At 47.1% G+C, this 16,930-nt stretch carries 13 protein-coding genes and 14 tRNA genes; 2 read left to right on the forward strand and 25 right to left on the reverse strand.

What is annotated here, in order from left to right; all coding sequences use genetic code 11:
• Positions 1-96: 96 nt before the first annotated feature.
• On the reverse strand, positions 97-1,824 hold the full coding sequence (locus KNO79_RS10495) for a phospho-sugar mutase (RefSeq protein WP_214691245.1): 1,728 nt from the start codon (positions 1,822-1,824) through the stop codon (positions 97-99).
• Positions 1,825-1,924: 100 nt separating this feature from the next.
• On the opposite strand from KNO79_RS10495, the gene KNO79_RS10500 reads away from it, so the two are divergent.
• Positions 1,925-2,740, forward strand: coding sequence for a sulfurtransferase (locus tag KNO79_RS10500; RefSeq protein WP_214691246.1), 816 nt, complete (start codon positions 1,925-1,927; stop codon positions 2,738-2,740).
• Between the two features lie 13 nt (positions 2,741-2,753).
• On the opposite strand, the gene KNO79_RS10505 is transcribed toward KNO79_RS10500, so the two are convergent.
• The 4 genes from KNO79_RS10505 to KNO79_RS10520 are packed head-to-tail and all read right to left on the reverse strand — an operon-like array spanning position 2,754 to position 8,942.
• Entirely contained in the window at positions 2,754-5,186 is a 2,433-nt protein-coding gene (locus KNO79_RS10505; protein WP_214691247.1) for a glycogen/starch/alpha-glucan phosphorylase, read from the reverse strand.
• A 22-nt stretch (positions 5,187-5,208) separates the two neighbouring features.
• A complete protein-coding gene (glgA, locus tag KNO79_RS10510; protein ID WP_214691248.1) occupies positions 5,209-6,642 on the reverse strand; it encodes a glycogen synthase GlgA in 1,434 nt (477 codons plus the stop codon).
• A gap of 10 nt (positions 6,643-6,652) precedes the next feature.
• The gene (gene glgD / locus KNO79_RS10515) at positions 6,653-7,855 is read right to left on the reverse strand and encodes a glucose-1-phosphate adenylyltransferase subunit GlgD (protein ID WP_236548973.1); all 1,203 of its coding nucleotides are present in this window, start codon (positions 7,853-7,855) and stop codon (positions 6,653-6,655) included.
• Entirely contained in the window at positions 7,788-8,942 is a 1,155-nt protein-coding gene (locus KNO79_RS10520; RefSeq protein ID WP_015880913.1) for a glucose-1-phosphate adenylyltransferase, read from the reverse strand. The genes glgD and KNO79_RS10520 overlap by 68 nt, the downstream gene beginning before the upstream one ends.
• A gap of 156 nt (positions 8,943-9,098) precedes the next feature.
• On the opposite strand from KNO79_RS10520, the gene KNO79_RS10525 reads away from it, so the two are divergent.
• On the forward strand, positions 9,099-10,889 hold the full coding sequence (locus tag KNO79_RS10525; protein ID WP_214685796.1) for a transglycosylase domain-containing protein: 1,791 nt from the start codon (positions 9,099-9,101) through the stop codon (positions 10,887-10,889).
• Positions 10,890-10,929: 40 nt separating this feature from the next.
• On the opposite strand, the gene KNO79_RS10530 is transcribed toward KNO79_RS10525, so the two are convergent.
• The 20 genes from KNO79_RS10530 to KNO79_RS10625 all read right to left on the reverse strand — a co-directional run bounded on the left by KNO79_RS10530 (position 10,930) and on the right by KNO79_RS10625 (position 16,916).
• A complete protein-coding gene (locus tag KNO79_RS10530; RefSeq protein WP_214691249.1) occupies positions 10,930-11,805 on the reverse strand; it encodes a hypothetical protein in 876 nt (291 codons plus the stop codon).
• Complete coding sequence (locus tag KNO79_RS10535) at positions 11,802-12,359, reverse strand: DUF5366 family protein (protein WP_015880910.1); 558 nt, start codon at positions 12,357-12,359, stop codon at positions 11,802-11,804. Before KNO79_RS10535 ends, KNO79_RS10530 begins: the two co-directional genes overlap by 4 nt.
• A 227-nt stretch (positions 12,360-12,586) precedes the next feature.
• A complete protein-coding gene (gene trmL, locus KNO79_RS10540) occupies positions 12,587-13,060 on the reverse strand; it encodes a tRNA (uridine(34)/cytosine(34)/5-carboxymethylaminomethyluridine(34)-2'-O)-methyltransferase TrmL (RefSeq protein ID WP_015880908.1) in 474 nt (157 codons plus the stop codon).
• Positions 13,061-13,072: 12 nt separating this feature from the next.
• Positions 13,073-13,513: a methylated-DNA--[protein]-cysteine S-methyltransferase gene (locus KNO79_RS10545; protein WP_211781619.1), complete on the reverse strand. Its 441-nt coding sequence runs from the start codon at positions 13,511-13,513 to the stop codon at positions 13,073-13,075.
• Positions 13,494-14,642, reverse strand: a complete 1,149-nt coding sequence (gene queG / locus KNO79_RS10550; RefSeq protein WP_074037692.1) for a tRNA epoxyqueuosine(34) reductase QueG — start codon at positions 14,640-14,642, stop codon at positions 13,494-13,496. The genes KNO79_RS10545 and queG overlap by 20 nt, the downstream gene beginning before the upstream one ends.
• Positions 14,643-14,709: 67 nt before the next feature.
• Positions 14,710-14,780: transfer RNA gene (locus tag KNO79_RS10555), tRNA-Gly, on the reverse strand.
• Positions 14,781-15,067: 287 nt separating this feature from the next.
• A complete protein-coding gene (locus KNO79_RS10560) occupies positions 15,068-15,538 on the reverse strand; it encodes a hypothetical protein (protein WP_214691250.1) in 471 nt (156 codons plus the stop codon).
• Between the two features lie 238 nt (positions 15,539-15,776).
• Positions 15,777-15,857, reverse strand: a tRNA-Leu gene (locus KNO79_RS10565).
• 9 nt (positions 15,858-15,866) lie between these two features.
• Positions 15,867-15,940: transfer RNA gene (locus KNO79_RS10570), tRNA-Cys, on the reverse strand.
• Positions 15,941-15,949: 9 nt separating this feature from the next.
• Positions 15,950-16,024, reverse strand: a tRNA-Gly gene (locus KNO79_RS10575).
• 4 nt (positions 16,025-16,028) lie between these two features.
• Positions 16,029-16,103 (reverse strand) — tRNA-Gln (locus tag KNO79_RS10580).
• 7 nt (positions 16,104-16,110) lie between these two features.
• Positions 16,111-16,186: transfer RNA gene (locus tag KNO79_RS10585), tRNA-His, on the reverse strand.
• A gap of 16 nt (positions 16,187-16,202) precedes the next feature.
• Positions 16,203-16,273: transfer RNA gene (locus KNO79_RS10590), tRNA-Trp, on the reverse strand.
• Positions 16,274-16,276: 3 nt separating this feature from the next.
• Positions 16,277-16,360 (reverse strand) — tRNA-Tyr (locus KNO79_RS10595).
• A gap of 5 nt (positions 16,361-16,365) precedes the next feature.
• Positions 16,366-16,441: transfer RNA gene (locus KNO79_RS10600), tRNA-Phe, on the reverse strand.
• Between the two features lie 31 nt (positions 16,442-16,472).
• A tRNA-Asp gene (locus KNO79_RS10605) sits at positions 16,473-16,548 on the reverse strand.
• Between the two features lie 8 nt (positions 16,549-16,556).
• A tRNA-Met gene (locus KNO79_RS10610) sits at positions 16,557-16,630 on the reverse strand.
• Between the two features lie 16 nt (positions 16,631-16,646).
• Positions 16,647-16,721, reverse strand: a tRNA-Glu gene (locus KNO79_RS10615).
• Positions 16,722-16,739: 18 nt separating this feature from the next.
• Positions 16,740-16,830 (reverse strand) — tRNA-Ser (locus tag KNO79_RS10620).
• An 11-nt stretch (positions 16,831-16,841) separates the two neighbouring features.
• Positions 16,842-16,916 (reverse strand) — tRNA-Asn (locus KNO79_RS10625).
• Positions 16,917-16,930 lie beyond the last annotated feature (14 nt).

Raw genomic sequence — 16,930 nt, forward strand, 5'->3', positions numbered from 1 at the left:
TGATTACACGGTTTTAAACAATATCCTCATCATACTGGCGCGATGTCTTCATGTCAAACAAAAAACATCACCCTATTTCTAGAGTGATGTTCCTCATCAATCAATCGCTTTCGCTTGTTTCATAACATCCGCTTCAATCGCTTCACGTTTTGCAGTCGTCTTCTCGGCACGATCCGCATGCACACTGAAATAAAACTTGATTTTCGGCTCGGTTCCAGATGGGCGAAGACAGAACCACGAACCGTCCGCAAAGACGAATTTCAAGACGTTTGATGATGGCAATTCAATCGTTTCCGATTTACCGGACTGTAAGTCGGTCGCCACTTGTTTCTTATAGTCTTCGAAACGAACGACTTCATATCCACCGACTTCTTTTGGCGGATTGGCACGGAACGCTTCCATCATCCGTCCGATTTGCTCGAGACCAGCTTTTCCTTTTAACGTCATCGACTGCAAGGACTCTTCGTAGAATCCATACTTCTCGTAAATCGACTGTAACGCATCATAAAGCGTCCGACCGTGCTGTTTATGATAAGCTGCCATCTCGGCTGCGAGTAAACAAGCCTGAACGGCATCTTTATCACGACAGAAGTCTCCAATCAAATAGCCGTAGCTTTCTTCATACCCAAAGAGGAATTCATATTCGCCTGATTCTTCATATTGTTTGATCTTCTCACCGATGAACTTGAATCCAGTCAACGTGTTTTCGAGATGTACGCCGTACGCTTTTGCAATCGCAGCACCGAGTTCAGACGTGACGATTGTCTTGGCGACAAATCCATTCGAAGGTAACGTACCTGTCTCACTCTTTTGCGACAGGATGTATTCCATTAATAGCGCACCCGTTTGGTTACCGGTCAAGACGAACCATTCCCCGTCCCGTCCGCGCACGGTTAAGCCAACACGGTCTGCATCCGGGTCCGTCGCCATGAGCAAATCAACCTCGACCCGGTCCCCGTATTCCATCGCTAATTTAAATGCAGCCTTTTCTTCCGGGTTCGGATAACTGACCGTCGGGAACGCACCGTCTGGCTCTGCCTGCTCTTCTACGATGGTCACGTGCTCAAATCCATACGCCTTCAGCCCTTCCATGACCGGACGGCGTCCCGTCCCATGGAGTGGTGAATAGACAATCCGAAGCGGGCTGTCCTGTATGTCATGATGAATCCGAATCGACTGGAGCGCCTCCATATAGGCTTCATCGACTGATGAGTCAACTGTGAGGAGTAGCCCCGTTTGTCGGAGCGCCGCTTCATCTTCAATCTGAATTTTCAGCTCGTCTTCAATCGCATTGACGTACGTCACGAGTTCATCCGCTTCCGCTGGTGGAAGCTGTCCTCCGTCTGCCCCATATACCTTGAATCCGTTATATTCCGGTGGGTTGTGGCTCGCCGTGATCACGATGCCACCGAACGCATTTAAATGACGAACGGCAAACGACAGTTCAGGTGTGGCTCGCAAACTTGGGAACAAATACGTCTTGATTCCGTTTGACGCCAATGTCCGCGCCGCTTCTAATGCAAACTCAGGCGAAAAATGACGTGAGTCATGGGCGATGACGACGCCGTGACGTTTCGCATCTTCCCCTGATGCTGAGATAAAATCAGCAAATCCTTGTGACGCTTTTCGAATCGTATAGACGTTCATCCGGTTCGCACCTGGTCCGATTTCTCCACGCATCCCGCCTGTTCCAAACTCGAGCGTCTTATAAAATGCATCTTCTAATGTGGTTTCATTTTTTGCGAGTTCTTCAAGTTCCGCACGTAAATGCGGCTCGAGCCCTTCGAATTGATTCCAACGGTCATACGTTTGTTGCCATGTCATGATTCATTCCCCTTTCACCCTCAAAAAATTCAATCGAAGTACTCGCCAATTGCTTCCATCTTGTATACGATGAGAGTAACGAAACCTCGAGGTGATATTAATGTTTCCAACAATGCGTGCCCAAGAATTAAAACAAATCGTGCATACGAACTCGATTCGTTTCATCGATTGCCGATATTCGCTAAACGACGCGTCCTATGGTAAATATGTCTACCGAAAGGGACATCTTCCGAACGCTATCTTTCTCGATTTGATGGAAGACTTGTCCGGTCCGCTCGGCGAACACGGCGGACGTCATCCGCTCCCTTCGAAAGAAGCATGGACGGCAACACTTCGTCGCATCGGCTTGAAAAAAGAAGATTTGGTCATCATTTACGATGACGGCTTCCCATTCGCAGCCCGTGCATGGTGGCTCTTCAAATGGGCCGGTCACGAACGGGTCGTTGTGTTAGAAGGCGGTATCCAATCTGGCATCACTTATTGCGGTGAGACCACTACGGACGTTCCACACTATCCGACAAGCGACTATACGCCAGACTTCCAAGACCATATGATTGCGACACTCGATGAAGTGAAAGCTGCTGCGAGCGGCTCGCTCTATGATTCACGAACCGAAGATCGCTTCAACGGCACACACGAACCAATCGATTCAAAAGCAGGTCACATTCCGAACGCATTGCTCTGCTCCTATGCCGAGGCCATCACAGAACTCGGGACGTTAGAAGACTTCCACGACTTAAAAGAACTGTATAAAGATGTTCTTCCCGTTGAGAACCCCATCTTTTACTGTGGTAGCGGTGTGACCGCCTGCGTCAATATTTTGGCGCTTCACGCTCTCGGAAAAGATGATGTCCGACTCTATCCGGGATCCTATTCCGATTGGATCAGCTATCCAGAAAACGAGGTCCACCCCTAAGGGTGGATCCTTTTTATTTTACGCTCGTCGGTTTGATATTCCAGACCGCGTTCGCATATTCCGTGATGGTACGGTCACTCGAGAAGATTCCTGACTTCGCCGTATTGACGATTGAGCTTTCAGCCCAACGTGATTGGTCACTGAACACCTCATCGACTCGTCGCTGTGCCCGCATATACGAGACAAAGTCTTTCAAGACGAGGAAGTCATCGTTATAGACGAGGAGAGAATCGAAGATGGATTGGAATTGATATTCGCCCACTTTATCGAACGTTCCGTTGACAAGACCATCGACCACGTCTTTGATTTCCTGATGTGCGTGATACATCTCTGCCGCATGATAGCCTCCGAACTTCTTATAGTTCATGACTTCTTGCGGAGATAATCCAAAGATAAAGATGTGATCATCACCAACAGCGTCACGAATTTCGATATTGGCCCCGTCTAACGTTCCAATCGTCAAGGCTCCGTTCATCATGAATTTCATGTTTCCGGTACCGGATGCTTCATAGCTCGCAGTCGAGATTTGTTCGCTCAAGTCAGACCCTGGGAAAATCCGTTCGGCCATGGAGACACGATAGTTTTCAAGGAAGATGACTTTAATGAATTGACTCGCCCGCTTGTCCTTATTGATGAGCGTGGCAAGGGCATTGATATAGCGAATGATCTCTTTCGCATAGTAGTATCCCGGTGCCGCCTTGGCGCCAAAGATAAACGTGCGAGGCACCATCGTAAACGTCGGGTCCGCTTGAATCTTCAAGTAAAGCGCATGGATGTGAAGGGCATTCAGCAATTGTCGCTTATAGGCGTGCAAGCGTTTGACTTGTACGTCAAAGATGGAATGAGGGTCCACTTTCTCTCCCGTTTCTTCTTGAATGTATGCCGCTAAGTCCAATTTGTTTTGTTGCTTCACGTCCATGACTTTTTCTTGGAAGCTCCGGTCTTTCGAAACATCCATCAACTTTTCCAAGTCGTTCGGATGTTCGATCCATGACGGGCCGATTGCTTCCGTAATGGCGTCGGATAATCCCGGGTTCGACTTCAAGAGCCAGCGACGGTGTGTGATCCCGTTCGTCTTGTTGTTGAAGCGAAGCGGGAACATCTCATATAAGTAACGCATCTCGCGCTGTTTTAAAATATCCGTATGAATTTGCGCTACGCCGTTCGTTGAATGAGAACCGACGACAGCGAGATTGGCCATATTGATCTGTTCGTTTGACACAATTGCAATCTCTCCCATATGGGATTCGAGGTGCGGATAGTTGACGAGTACGTCTCGACAGAAACGTCGATTGATTTCTTCGATGATCTGATACACGCGCGGCAGGAGGCGTTGGTACATCTCGACCGGCCATTTCTCAAGCGCTTCTGCGAGTAGCGTATGGTTCGTGAACGACATGACGCTCTTCGTAATCCGCCACGCCTCGTCCCAACCGTATCCATGCTCATCCATCAAGATGCGCATCAATTCAGGAATTGCGACGACCGGATGCGTATCATTGATATGAATCGCGTAATGGTCGCCTAACTGCTTAAGTGATTTATTTCGCTTCAAATAGGAAGCAAGCATCGATTGAATGCCTGCAGATACAAAAAAGTATTGTTGTTTCAAACGTAATACTTTTCCTTCATACGTCGTATCATCTGGATACAAGAATTCCGAAATCGTAGCAATCGACTGTTTATGTTTCAACAAGTCTTTATACGTCCCTTTCGTCTTCTCTAAATACGCCTCGTCGTCAAGTGGTGATTCGGCGTTCCAAAGACGTAATGTATTCACGACATCATTCTTATAACCGATAATCGGCATATCATACGGAACGGCAAGAACAACCTCGTCTGGATGATGGACGACACGCAATCGATCTCCGATTTGTTTCATCTCAATCCAGCCACCGAAATTAATTTCGACCGCTTTATCCTGACGTCTCGTTTCCCACATGTTCCCGTCACGGAGCCAGTTATCCGGCAGCTCGACTTGATAGCCGTCTACAATTTTCTGTTTGAAGAGTCCATAACGATAGCGAATCCCATTTCCATGCCCAGGTAAACTGAGTGCAGCCAACGAATCGAGGAAGCAGGCGGCCAGGCGCCCGAGCCCCCCATTCCCAAGACCCGGCTCTGGTTCCAACTCGGTAATGTCTGTGAAGTCGTATCCGAGATCTTGCAGTCCGTCTCTAACGAGCTCCAATACGTCTAAACTGAGCAAGTTGTTGTATAAGAAGCGACCTAATAAAAATTCTAGCGAGAAATAGATGACTTGCTTACTGTGTTTTTCTTCTTGACGGTCACGCGTGTGAATCCATTTGGGCATGGCCTGCTCGCGTACCATCGTTGCCAATGTTTGATACACTTCCTGCTCTGTCCCATCCTCGATCGACTTCCCGTTCAATGCGATGAACCGTTCTTTAAATGCGTCGACAAAGCTTTGTTTATCTGTGAACATAAATCAAGTTAGCTCCTTCCACTCATGCGAATAAATGATATAACTCACGATATTGCTTGGCGGATTGTTTCCAGCTATAGTCCGCGGTCATCGCCTGATGGACGAGGGCATGCCAGTTTTCTTTTTCATAGAAGACACGAATCGCTTTTTCGATCGTCGCCAACATCTCATGAGCATTGTAGTTCATGAATCCAAAACCGGTCCCTTCTTGCGTGAACTCGTTGTACGGCTTCACGGTATCTCGGAGTCCACCTGTCTCACGCACGATTGGCAAGGTGCCGTATCGCATGGAAATCAATTGACTGAGACCACAAGGCTCAAAACGTGACGGCATTAAAAAGGCATCCGATCCCGCGTAAATCAAGTGGGCGAGTTCGATGTCAAAACCGATATATGACCCGACTTTCCCTGGGTGAGCAGCTGTCATCTCGTGAACGATTCCTTCATATTCCGGTTGTCCCGAACCGAGGAACGCGAACTGGCAAGGAAGCTGTCCAAGTTCTTCACGGACACCGTTGATTAAATCGAGCCCCTTTTGGTCAACGAGTCGGCTGACAAAACCGATGAGCATGACATCGTCTCGCACTTCAAGACCAAGTCGCTCTTGTAATGCCCGCTTGTTGACAACTTTTCCTTCTTTGTAGGTGTCGAGATTATACGTCTCTGCAATCCGTTGGTCCGTATTCGGATCGTTTGTCGCCAAATCAATTCCGTTCAAAATACCACGTACGTCGACCGCACGATGACGCAACGCCCCGTCTAACCCTTCACCGTAATAGGGTTCCATGATTTCGTCGCGATACGACGGGCTGACGGTCGTGATTTGATCGGAATGGACGATGCCGGCTTTCATGTAATTGACGAGACCGTTATGTTGAATTCCTTCGGCCGTGAAATGTTCAGGACCGAACTGTAGCAATTCTCCAAGAATCTCTTCTGGGAAAATCCCCTGGTATTGTAGGTTATGGATGGTATACACGGTGCGAATGCGTTGATACGCTTCAATATGTTGATAATGGATTCGTAAGAAGGCCGGTAAAATACCTGTCTGCCAGTCATGACAATGCAGGACATCGGGTACGTCTTCCATCTTCCCAATCATTTCGAGTACAGCGCGAGAGAAGAAGGCGAATCGTTCAGCATCATCAAAGTGTCCATATAAGACACCGTCACGTTTAAAGTAATACTCGTTGTCGATGAAGTAATACGTGATGCCGTCCCGCTCTAACTTCAAGACTGCCCCGAACTGTTTGCGCCACCCGACCGGAACAATCAGGTCGAATAAATACTCCATCTCGTCCACATACTCTTCAGCGATCGAGCCATATTTCGGCATGACAACACTGACTTCTTCTCCTAGGCCCGCCACCGCTTGAGGGAGCGAACCGACAACGTCGGCCAGCCCCCCCGTTTTCATGAACGGTGCCGCTTCTGAAGCAACATACCAAATTTTCATAAAATCCTCCTCATACCACTGTTCGTTTCGCGATGACAATCGGTTCGTCGATTGTGCCTCGGATGACCTGTCCTCGTTTTACAACAACTTCTTTATCCAAAATCGCGTTTTCAACGACAGCTCCTTCTTCAATGATCGATTTTGATGAAATGATTGAGTTTTTCACGCGTGCGTGTTTACTGACTTCAACACCACGGAAGAGAATACTATTTTGCACCTCGCCATGAATCTTACATCCATTTGCCACGAGCGCCTCGTTTACCTTTGATCCTTTCAAATAACGAGTCGGTGGCTCATGTTTGATTTTCGTGTAGATATGCGGGAAGTCATAAATGATGCCTTCGCCACGGAGTAATCGCATGCTTTCATTATAGTAAGAAAGCACCGAGTGAATGACCTGCATTTTCCCGACATAATGGTACCCGTGCACGTGTAAACGATGAAGCTGGGGACGAATGACGCCATCCAACAGGTCATATTCGCCTTTAGAGGTCGCTTCATCAACGAGACGCATGAAGAGATTCTTCGACATAATGATCGTTTCTGTGTACGTGTACTCATCATCCGGTGAGAATCCGCGCTCAGAGATGCCGACGACGCGGTCATTCTCCCCAAGGCGTATCGGACGGCAATAGCCACATTTCTGTTCATGGGTCGTATAGGCAAGCGTGATGTCCGCGCCCATCGATTTATGATGTGCGAGCATGTCGGTATAATCGATTGTCGTCAAAACGTTCGAACCTGTGATGACCACATACGGCTGCTTGCTGCGAATGAAGTGTTCACGGTGCATCGAGAAGTTGGCCAAGTCGCCAAGATACGCTTCCCCGTCCGGTTTCAACGCTGGTGGGAAGATGTGGAGACCTCCTTGCGAACGGTCCAAATCCCACTCTTTCCCTGAACCGAGATGATCCATCAATGAGCGATACTTATCTAACGTAAAGATCCCGACTTGATTAATATTTTGTGTGATCATATTTGTCAAGGTGAAGTCTATCAGGCGATAGCGTCCTGAGAATGGGACTGATGCCAGATTACGATGTCCAGTAAATTCCGGAAACAGACCTTGTTCCGTTCCTAAGTTAATGACCCCTAATAAATCGTTCGTCAACAGTAACGCCTCCTTGCGTGTCTCTTTACTCGTATCAAACTCTTTGTTTGAAGACGGTTCCACTTTCAATGTTTTCGTGTGGTTCAATAACAACGATTTCACCACCCGGCTCACCTACTGTCGCGCCGTCTTCAATGACTGCACAGCTAGCGACAATGGCTCTGTGAATTGTTACATCCTTCCCGATTCTAGCTCCTGGCATAATCACCGAGTCTTTAACGAGTGAACCTTCTCCAACACGGACATCGTAAAATAGCACTGAATGTTGGACTTCGCCTTCGATATGACACCCTTCGTTAATCACAGACTGTTCGACACAAGCGTCTTTTCCAATATACTGAGGAGTCTGGTTCGGGTTGACCGAATAGATTTTCCACTCCGGGTCATATAAATCGAATGGAGGCTCTTCTTCCAAGAGGTCCATATTCGCTTCCCAAAGAGACTGGATCGTACCGACGTCTTTCCAATAGCCTTTGAATTTATAAGCGAAGACATCGAGCCCTTGTAAAAGGGTATTCGGAATGATATTTTTTCCGAAGTCAAAGCTAGATGTTTCGTCTTCAGCATCTTTGATCAAGTGTTCGCGCAAGACGCTCCAGTTGAAGATGTAAATCCCCATCGAAGCCAAGTTGCTCTTCGGTTCTTCTGGCTTCTCTTCGAACTCATTGATACGGAGGTCATCCGCTGTGTTCAAAATTCCGAAACGCGGCGCTTCGTCCCACGGCACTTCCATGACAGAGATGGTCACATCGGCTTGTTTTTCTTTATGGGCTTCGAGCATTTTCTCGTAGTCCATTTTATAGATGTGGTCTCCCGAAAGAATCAACACATAATCTGGATCGTAATCATCGATATAGCTCAAGTTACGATAGATTGCATTGGCCGTCCCCTCGTACCAGTTTTTCCCCGACTGTGCTTGGTAAGGTGGGAGAATGGCTAACCCCCCGTTGCGACGATCTAAATCCCATGCCGTCCCGATTCCTAAGTAACGATTCAATTCAAGTGGCTCATATTGCGTTAATACCCCGACTGTTGTAATTCCCGAGTTCGTGCAGTTTGACAATGGGAAATCGATAATGCGGTACTTTCCGCCGAAATTCACGGCCGGTTTCGCCGTTTTTCGCGTGAGAGGCCCCAATCGCTTTCCTTCTCCTCCCGCAAGGAGCATCGCAACCATTTCTTGCTTCATAAATAATAAGCCTCCTCAAAATCGTGATATACAACCTCTTTTACCCTTTTTCGCCCTTTCCTAAAGTATTCCTTCTCGAATTATTATATGATAACGTTTACATTTTTTATTTTTTTGTAAATTGGACGATATAATGTATAGAGAGAGGTGAAATAGATGAGAGCTTGGATTGGAACCTTATTTTTTGCTGGACTTTTGGCTGCTTCCTTGTCACTTGCCACTGCATTGAAAGAAGAGATTGATCAGGCAGATGAAATTCTATCTTGGGGACAAGAGCTGGTATCGGCACAACCACTCTCGTCAATGCATGCCGTCACACTCGCATACAACGGGGGAGAACAGCAAATCTACTTGGCGGGCCGCAGAAATGACGTGTCCCCGAAAGCGTTACCCGAACATATCCAAGATGCGATTACAACCATCGAAGACCGTAAGTTCAATGCTCATCCCGGTTATGATTTGAGCGGGATTGCCCGAGCATTTATCAATAACGCGAACGAGACATCTGTCCAAGGTGGGAGTACAATCACGCAACAGTTGGCACGGAACGTGTACCTCACACATGAACGGACATATGAACGAAAAGTGAAAGAGTTATTGCTTGCTCGAGCACTAGAAAAAAATTATAGCAAGAAAGAAATTTTAACAGCTTATAGCAACGTTATTTTTTTTGGACATAATGTATATGGGATTCAATCGGCAGCCGATACATACTTTTCAAGACCGCTCGACGATTTGAATTGGAATCAACTCGCTTACTTGTTGACAGTACCGAATAATCCGTCACTTTATGATCCGCTCAATCCATCTGATGCTTTTTTTGAGCGTAAGGACCGAATCTTGACGCAACTGTTTGAAGCGGGTGTTCTCTCGAAGAGTGCTTACGATCAGTATCATGGCGTCAAGCTCCAAGCATCGTTTCGCAGTCAAACGATTCAATACCCGGACTATATGGATACAGCCGTCCGTGAAGCGATTCAATTGGTACGGACACGTTACGACTTAGATGATACCGAGGCGAGAGAATATTTGTCCACGCATGAAGCGACGATCGAGACTTACTTATCCACCGGGAAGCAGAAACAAGCAAAACAGGTGATGAGTCAACTCCCTCCCGGTGTGAACGGTGGCTATACGGAACTGACACCTCAAGGGAGAATCGTGGCCATGGTCGACTCTGAGATGACGCAGGTCGGTGAGTTCAACCGAGCGACCCAGGCGTACCGCCAACCAGGTTCCGCAATCAAACCGATCCTCGTTTTCGCCCCATTTATCGAAGAGACAGGAGCGAAACTTGACACGGTACTTGACGGTCGTCCGGCTTGTTACGGTTCTTATTGTCCCGGAAATAGTCACAACCGTGTGTTAGGCGATGTCCTATTGAAAGATGCGGTCGCTTTCTCGTATAACACACCTGCGCTCGCCGCCTTCTCAGCAATCGATCAGGAACGCGCGTATAAGACAGCTGATATGATGTTCAGTCAATGGGATGAACAGGACGAGAACTTAGCGAGTGCCCTTGGCGGTCTCACACAAGGCGTCTCCCCAAAAGAACTCGCCGCCGCCTATACCCCGTTCTTAAATAAAGGCGAGTATACATCCGGACATACAATCAAACAAATCACATTCAAGTCCGGTGAACCAACGTTGACCCCGATCTTAACGGAAGAGACAGTCTGGTCTCCGGAAACGATTAGTGAGATGAAAAAAGCGTTATCGACCGTCACCTCATACGGTACAGGTCGCTATGCGAATCAGCTGAAACGTGAATTTGAGTATCTCGGAGGAAAGACCGGAACAACGAACGACAACAAAGATATGTGGTATGTCGGACTGACCGATCGCACCATCACCGCCATCTGGCTCGGTGCCGATACGCCCCGCCCATTCCCGGAACTCGCCAACCGTGCGTATCCGGCGATTGTCTGGACACAGGCACACCAATAAAAGGAGTCAGCCACTGAAAAGTGGACTGACTCCTTTTGCTTTATAATCGACGTTCGATTTGAAGTCGATATGCTCCCCAATGCTCCATTAACTCGTCGTGATTGATTAGTTTCCATGGATTGAAACGGACTTGACCATGTTTATTGAAATAGAGTCCTTGTCGCACACAGTAACTCGCATGGACCAGTTGCCCTTGGTCGCTCCAAAACGTCAGGACGTCATTCGGCCTCAGTGTATCATCCTTCACAGTTTCGTACCTACTTCGCTTTAATGTCTGAAGGAACGTCTCTGGATGAACCCATCGGTGAACGACCTGTTCGTTTCCCGTGACCGCAAACAACGTCGCCGCGAGACAGTTACTTCCATCCTGGATCGGAAACCGATTTGCATAATCCGCAATATGCGAAGCAATCGAGTCATCACAGGGTTCCCCTTCCCAACGATCCCACTCCTTCGCATAGTCGAGCAGGAGAGAATGACGCATCTCGATGTCGAGCTCATTCCAATTTTGCGGATGCAAAACGATGACACACGCGCCATCCTTCTCTATAATCATCTCATTCGATAGACGTTTCATCTGCTCGACTGATATCGGCAAAACAAGACCACGATGGGTCGTCACTTGAAATTCCAATAAACGTGTTTTGACGTGCTCCTGTAATTCCTTCAAAAAGCCAGAGAACGCATGGACGACATGGGTCACGTCCTGACCCATCTGCCACGTCACATATGGATTCGTGATATCGGGTCTGCGGTAAAGCGGATGACTAAAAAACTCCTGCCTCGGAATCACGAGACAGGAACTCGGTATATCCTCAAGAAACGAAGAATCAATCCAATACAAGGTTTCCTCTGGGACAAATGATTGACTCCATGCTCCAATCACATCCGAGGTCGGTTTAAAAGAATGTTTCATAAGATGATATCTCCGACAGAGTTGAACAAGCGAAGGACCGACCAACCTAACCCACTGATCAACGTCGCCCACATGACGGCCTGCATAAGCAATAAGCCGATGGCTCGTGGGACGGACATCGATTGGCTTACTTGCCAGACATAGTAAAAGAGATACATCAAGAGCGTTCCTACGAGGACGGCGATGACGGCGAGTAACGTGTTCAAAAAGAGAAAGCTGATTCCAGACCCGATGAGGAAGATGATGGCCCCAGGTTTGAGCCGATGAAGCGACGTGCCATTCGTCTCGCGCGCAAAAAAGGCGAAACCGAGTTGATTGAACGTATCGGCCACCAATTTGAATGCGCTAAACAACATAAAGAAAATCGTAAAGAATACGACGAGCACGAGCACTTTCGTCTCTTGCACGGATAATAGTTCGATAATTTCACTATATACGCCAATTTGATTCAGCCATTGGATCACGTACTCGGAGGTCGCAATCGCAAGTGACATCGAAAACAAAATAATTCCGATGAGTGGGGCATAGCTCAGTAAGTACACATTCGTTTTCATGTTCCTTCTCCAATTTCACAGTAATTTCTTATATTCAGTGCAATTCACCTACCAAGTATATTATACTATTTATAGTTATGGAGAATAAAAGGGGGATTTTTGGATGGGCCTATTATTGATGGTTGGAATCAGCGTCGTCTTCCTCGCAGCGATTTTGACAGCTGGATATAACCGTAAACCTGAGGGTAACGAATAAGAGCCGGGATTCTTACGAATCCGGCTCTTTTTTATTTCAATCCTGCATATCCCTGTTGGCGAAGCGCCTCATATACGATGATGGCTGCTGTATTCGATACATTCAATGAACGGACGAGGTTCGATTGCGGCAGACGGATGCAGCGATCTAAATTGTTCTCGATGACTTCCATCGGTAACCCTTTCGTCTCACGACCAAAGACAAAGAAGTAGTCACCGTCTACATCTGAAACGTCCAAATCACTCGGGTATTGTTCCCCGTACTTCGTAATATAAAAGAACTGACCATCCGGATGCTTCTCCCACAGCTCTTCTAACGAGTCATGATAGCGTACATCGACAAATTGCCAATAGTCGAGACCGGCACGCTTTAACATCTTATCATCCGTCGAGAACCCGAGCGGACGAATCAAATGAAGCACCGAGTTCGTCGCCGCACACGTACGTGAGACGTTCCCTGTATTTGCTGGTATTTCTGGTTGAAACATTACGACATGAATTGCCATGGTTGATTTCCCTCACTTTTTCATTTCAAATTCTAGAAGGCGTTGTTTCTCAGCCAATCCTCCCGCAAAACCGACAAGCTTCCCACTACTTCCAATGACACGGTGACACGGAAATAGAATCGGCAACGGATTTCGATTGAGCGCCTGACCGACGGCGCGAACGGCTTTCGGCCGACCGATTTGTTCAGCAATTTGCTTATATGTGCGTGTCTCGCCATAAGGAATGGTCAAGAGCGCATCCCAGACCTCCTGTTGAAACGGTGTCCCGTTCATTTCAACGTAGGCACGATCTGCTTCTTGAAACCCTGTCCGCTCGACTCGCGTCATAAGATCCCGCAACCACTCAGGCACCTCGTCAGTCGGCTCATGTGTTGTGAACTCAAGAGCCGTCAGTTTGCCTGCTGCGTTTAATTCATACGCTAACGTTCCCCATTTAGACGACACGATCTTCATGTGCCCACTCCTCTCGATAGATACGAATCTCTTCATGAACCATGTCAGACGTTTCATTCCGTTCAATCTCTTCAAATATCGAATCGGCCTCAGGTCCAAGAATCGCACCGATTGCCCAAACAGCCGTCGCGCGCATGTCTTCGCGTTCATCCTGTTTGATGAATTCCCGTAAGATTGGAATCGCTGAAGGCTCACGGTAGTGCGCGAGTGCTAAAATCGCATTTCGTTGAATCGGTTTCTTCCCGCGCCATGCGCCCGATAAATGTCCGAACTTTTGTTTGAACTCCCGGTTGCTCAATGTCAGAAGAGGCTCTAAGAGCGGTTTGACGATCTCAGCTTCCGGTAACAGTTCTTCGTGGTGACGCCAGTCCTTTTTGCGGTTATATGGACAGACTTGCTGACACGTGTCGCATCCATATAATCGCCCCCCAAGCTTCGACCGAAACTCTCGTGGCATCAACGTCTTCATCTGTGTGAGATAGGCGATACAGCGCTTCGCATCGAGGACACCCGGCTCAACAAGGGCCGTCGTCGGACAAGCTGTCATACACTTATTGCAATCTCCACATCCGTCTTCAATCGCTTCATCCGGTGGTAAGTAAACATCTAAAATCATTTCGCCCAAATAAAGATAGGACCCTTTCTCAGGAGAGATGATTGAACAGTTTTTCCCACTAAATCCAATCCCAGCTCGTTCTGCGACGGCACGGTCCACGAGTTCACCCGTATCGACCATCGAACGCGTCCGCACGTTTGGAACCAATTCTTCGATATACGCTTGAAGTTTGGCCAATCGATCGCCGACCGCCCGATGGTAATCGAGTCCCCATGAGGCCCGAGCAAACAACCCTCGTCTCTCGCCGGCGACACTACGGGGCGCATCTTTTAATTTACTTGGATAGGCGATGGCGATTGCAATGATCGACTGGGCTTCTTCAAGTAAGAGTTCTGGGTTCGTACGCTTCTCTAAGTCGGGCTCTTCAAACCCAGAGGCAAACCCTTTCTCTTGTTGCCGAATAAGTCGCTGTTTCATGACGATGAACGGATCAGCTGTCGTCACTTTCAACTCATCAATCCCGATGGTTTCGGCATACGCTAAGATTTGTTGTTTTAATGTGTACGGGTCCATTCCGTTCACCTCCTCTATATATTTTCGCATACAAAAAATCTCTCCGCCACTCGGCAGAGAGATATGAAGCGGGTGAAGAGAATCGAACTCTCGTCATCAGCTTGGAAGGCTGAGGTTTTACCATTAAACTACACCCGCATGAAATATTGTTGTCGTTCAAGCGACTATAGTTAATATACACCTATACTATTAATCTGTCAACAAGTATTCGTAAGTTTTTCTAAAGTCACTCAATAAAGTATCTCGCTATATCTTAATGGTTTAATAGTTTGATACACCATAGCTTACTAAAAATAGTAAATTCTCCGTATAATATTGTTCAGGATACTATTCACATAATAATAGTGAATTAAATCATGAATTAGTGAATCCTTAGCGCCAACAAATAAAATATCTATTACGACAAGTATCCAAATCAATCAGACTTATTTGGATTTTTTAATCGTGTTCACCACCCCAGTACTCTCTTTCAAATCTTTCAAGTTATAGTACCATCCTCCTGCATTATTTGATGGCGGATGAGGATTATTCGGAAGTTCACAAAGCAAACGCAATAAATAAAATTTATATTTTGGGGCCTTGTCAAAATCAAAATCTTTGTACCGACTAGTAATATACACTGTGAGTTCTTTTTTTATATTTTCTGGTATATCAAATTGATTAATTTCCTTTTCCCAACTTTTCATCTCGATAGGGAACGTTCGATCTATATTGTAAATTTTGTTCATTACACCACCATTCGCTTGACGGAATGTTATATATTTCGTAGGTGTATAATTATATCCATTCGAGATAGGATGAGCATGCACAAAGCATTTTTCGATTAAATGAATTGTTTGTCCAGCAGCAACTGACAAAACAATAGAGCTTTCACTTTCTGTTATTCTTGATTTCAAAACCATACCCCCATGACTTAGTTTTTCTATAGTTTTTCCTGATGTACTATTTCTTTCATAAATAATATGTCTAACTATTGATAGTTAGTCACAAAAATAGAACTCTTATACCGTTTCACAAAAATCATTTTATCGCTTTATATATATTACTTTAAATTACATTGATTTACAAATCAATATGGAATAAATATGAAATTAAAATAAAAAAAGACCCTAACCTCAGTTAGAGTCATACGGATACCGGTGGTCGGAGTCGAACCGACACTCCAGAGGAACACGATTTTGAGTCGTGCGCGTCTACCAATTCCGCCACACCGGCATATTATGTTGGAGGCGCCAGTCGGAATCGAACCGACGATAAAGGAGTTGCAGTCCTCTGCCTTACCACTTGGCTATGGCGCCAAAAGTCATTGGAGCGGAAGACGGGATTCGAACCCGCGACCCCGACCTTGGCAAGGTCGTATTCTACCACTGAACTACTTCCGCAAAATGGCTGGGCTGGAAGGGATCGAACCTTCGCATGTCGGAATCAAAATCCGATGCCTTACCACTTGGCTACAGCCCAATAATAATGGGGCGACTGAAGGGAATTGAACCCTCGAATGCCGGAATCACAATCCGGTGCGTTAACCACTTCGCCACAATCGCCATGATGAAATTAAAACAGGGGCAGCAGGAATCGAACCCGCGCTGACGGTTTTGGAGACCGTAGTTCTACCGCTAAACTATGCCCCTAAGTGGTGGGGGGGGGCGGATTCGAACCGCCGAACCCGAGGGAGCGGATTTACAGTCCGCCGCGTTTAGCCACTTCGCTACCCCCCCACATATGGTGGCTTTGGACGGAATCGAACCGCCGACACAAGGATTTTCAGTCCTTTGCTCTACCAACTGAGCTACAAAGCCATATGTAGTATGATTGATTTTAAAATAAAAATGGCGGTCTCGACGGGATTCGAACCCGCGATCTTCTGCGTGACAGGCAGACATGTTAACCCCTACACCACGAGACCGGACTTAATTGCGGGGGCCGGATTTGAACCGACGACCTTCGGGTTATGAGCCCGACGAGCTACCAGACTGCTCCACCCCGCGACGATATAAAATTAAATGGTGACCCGTACGGGATTCGAACCCGTGTTACCGCCGTGAAAGGGCGGTGTCTTAACCGCTTGACCAACGGGCCATTACATATTTGAAAAACTGGCGGAGAGCAAGGGATTCGAACCCTTGAGACGGTTTTGCCGCCTACACGAATTCCAATCGTGCTCCTTCGGCCACTCGGACAGCTCTCCAAAAGAGAAAGTGGCTCCGCAAGTAGGATTTGAACCTACGACCTACCGGTTAACAGCCGGTTGCTCTACCACTGAGCTATTGCGGAACGATCTTGCCTGG

The sequence above is a fragment of the Exiguobacterium sp. s43 genome (genome assembly GCF_018617255.1).
GTDB lineage: Bacteria > Bacillota > Bacilli > Exiguobacteriales > Exiguobacteriaceae > Exiguobacterium > Exiguobacterium profundum.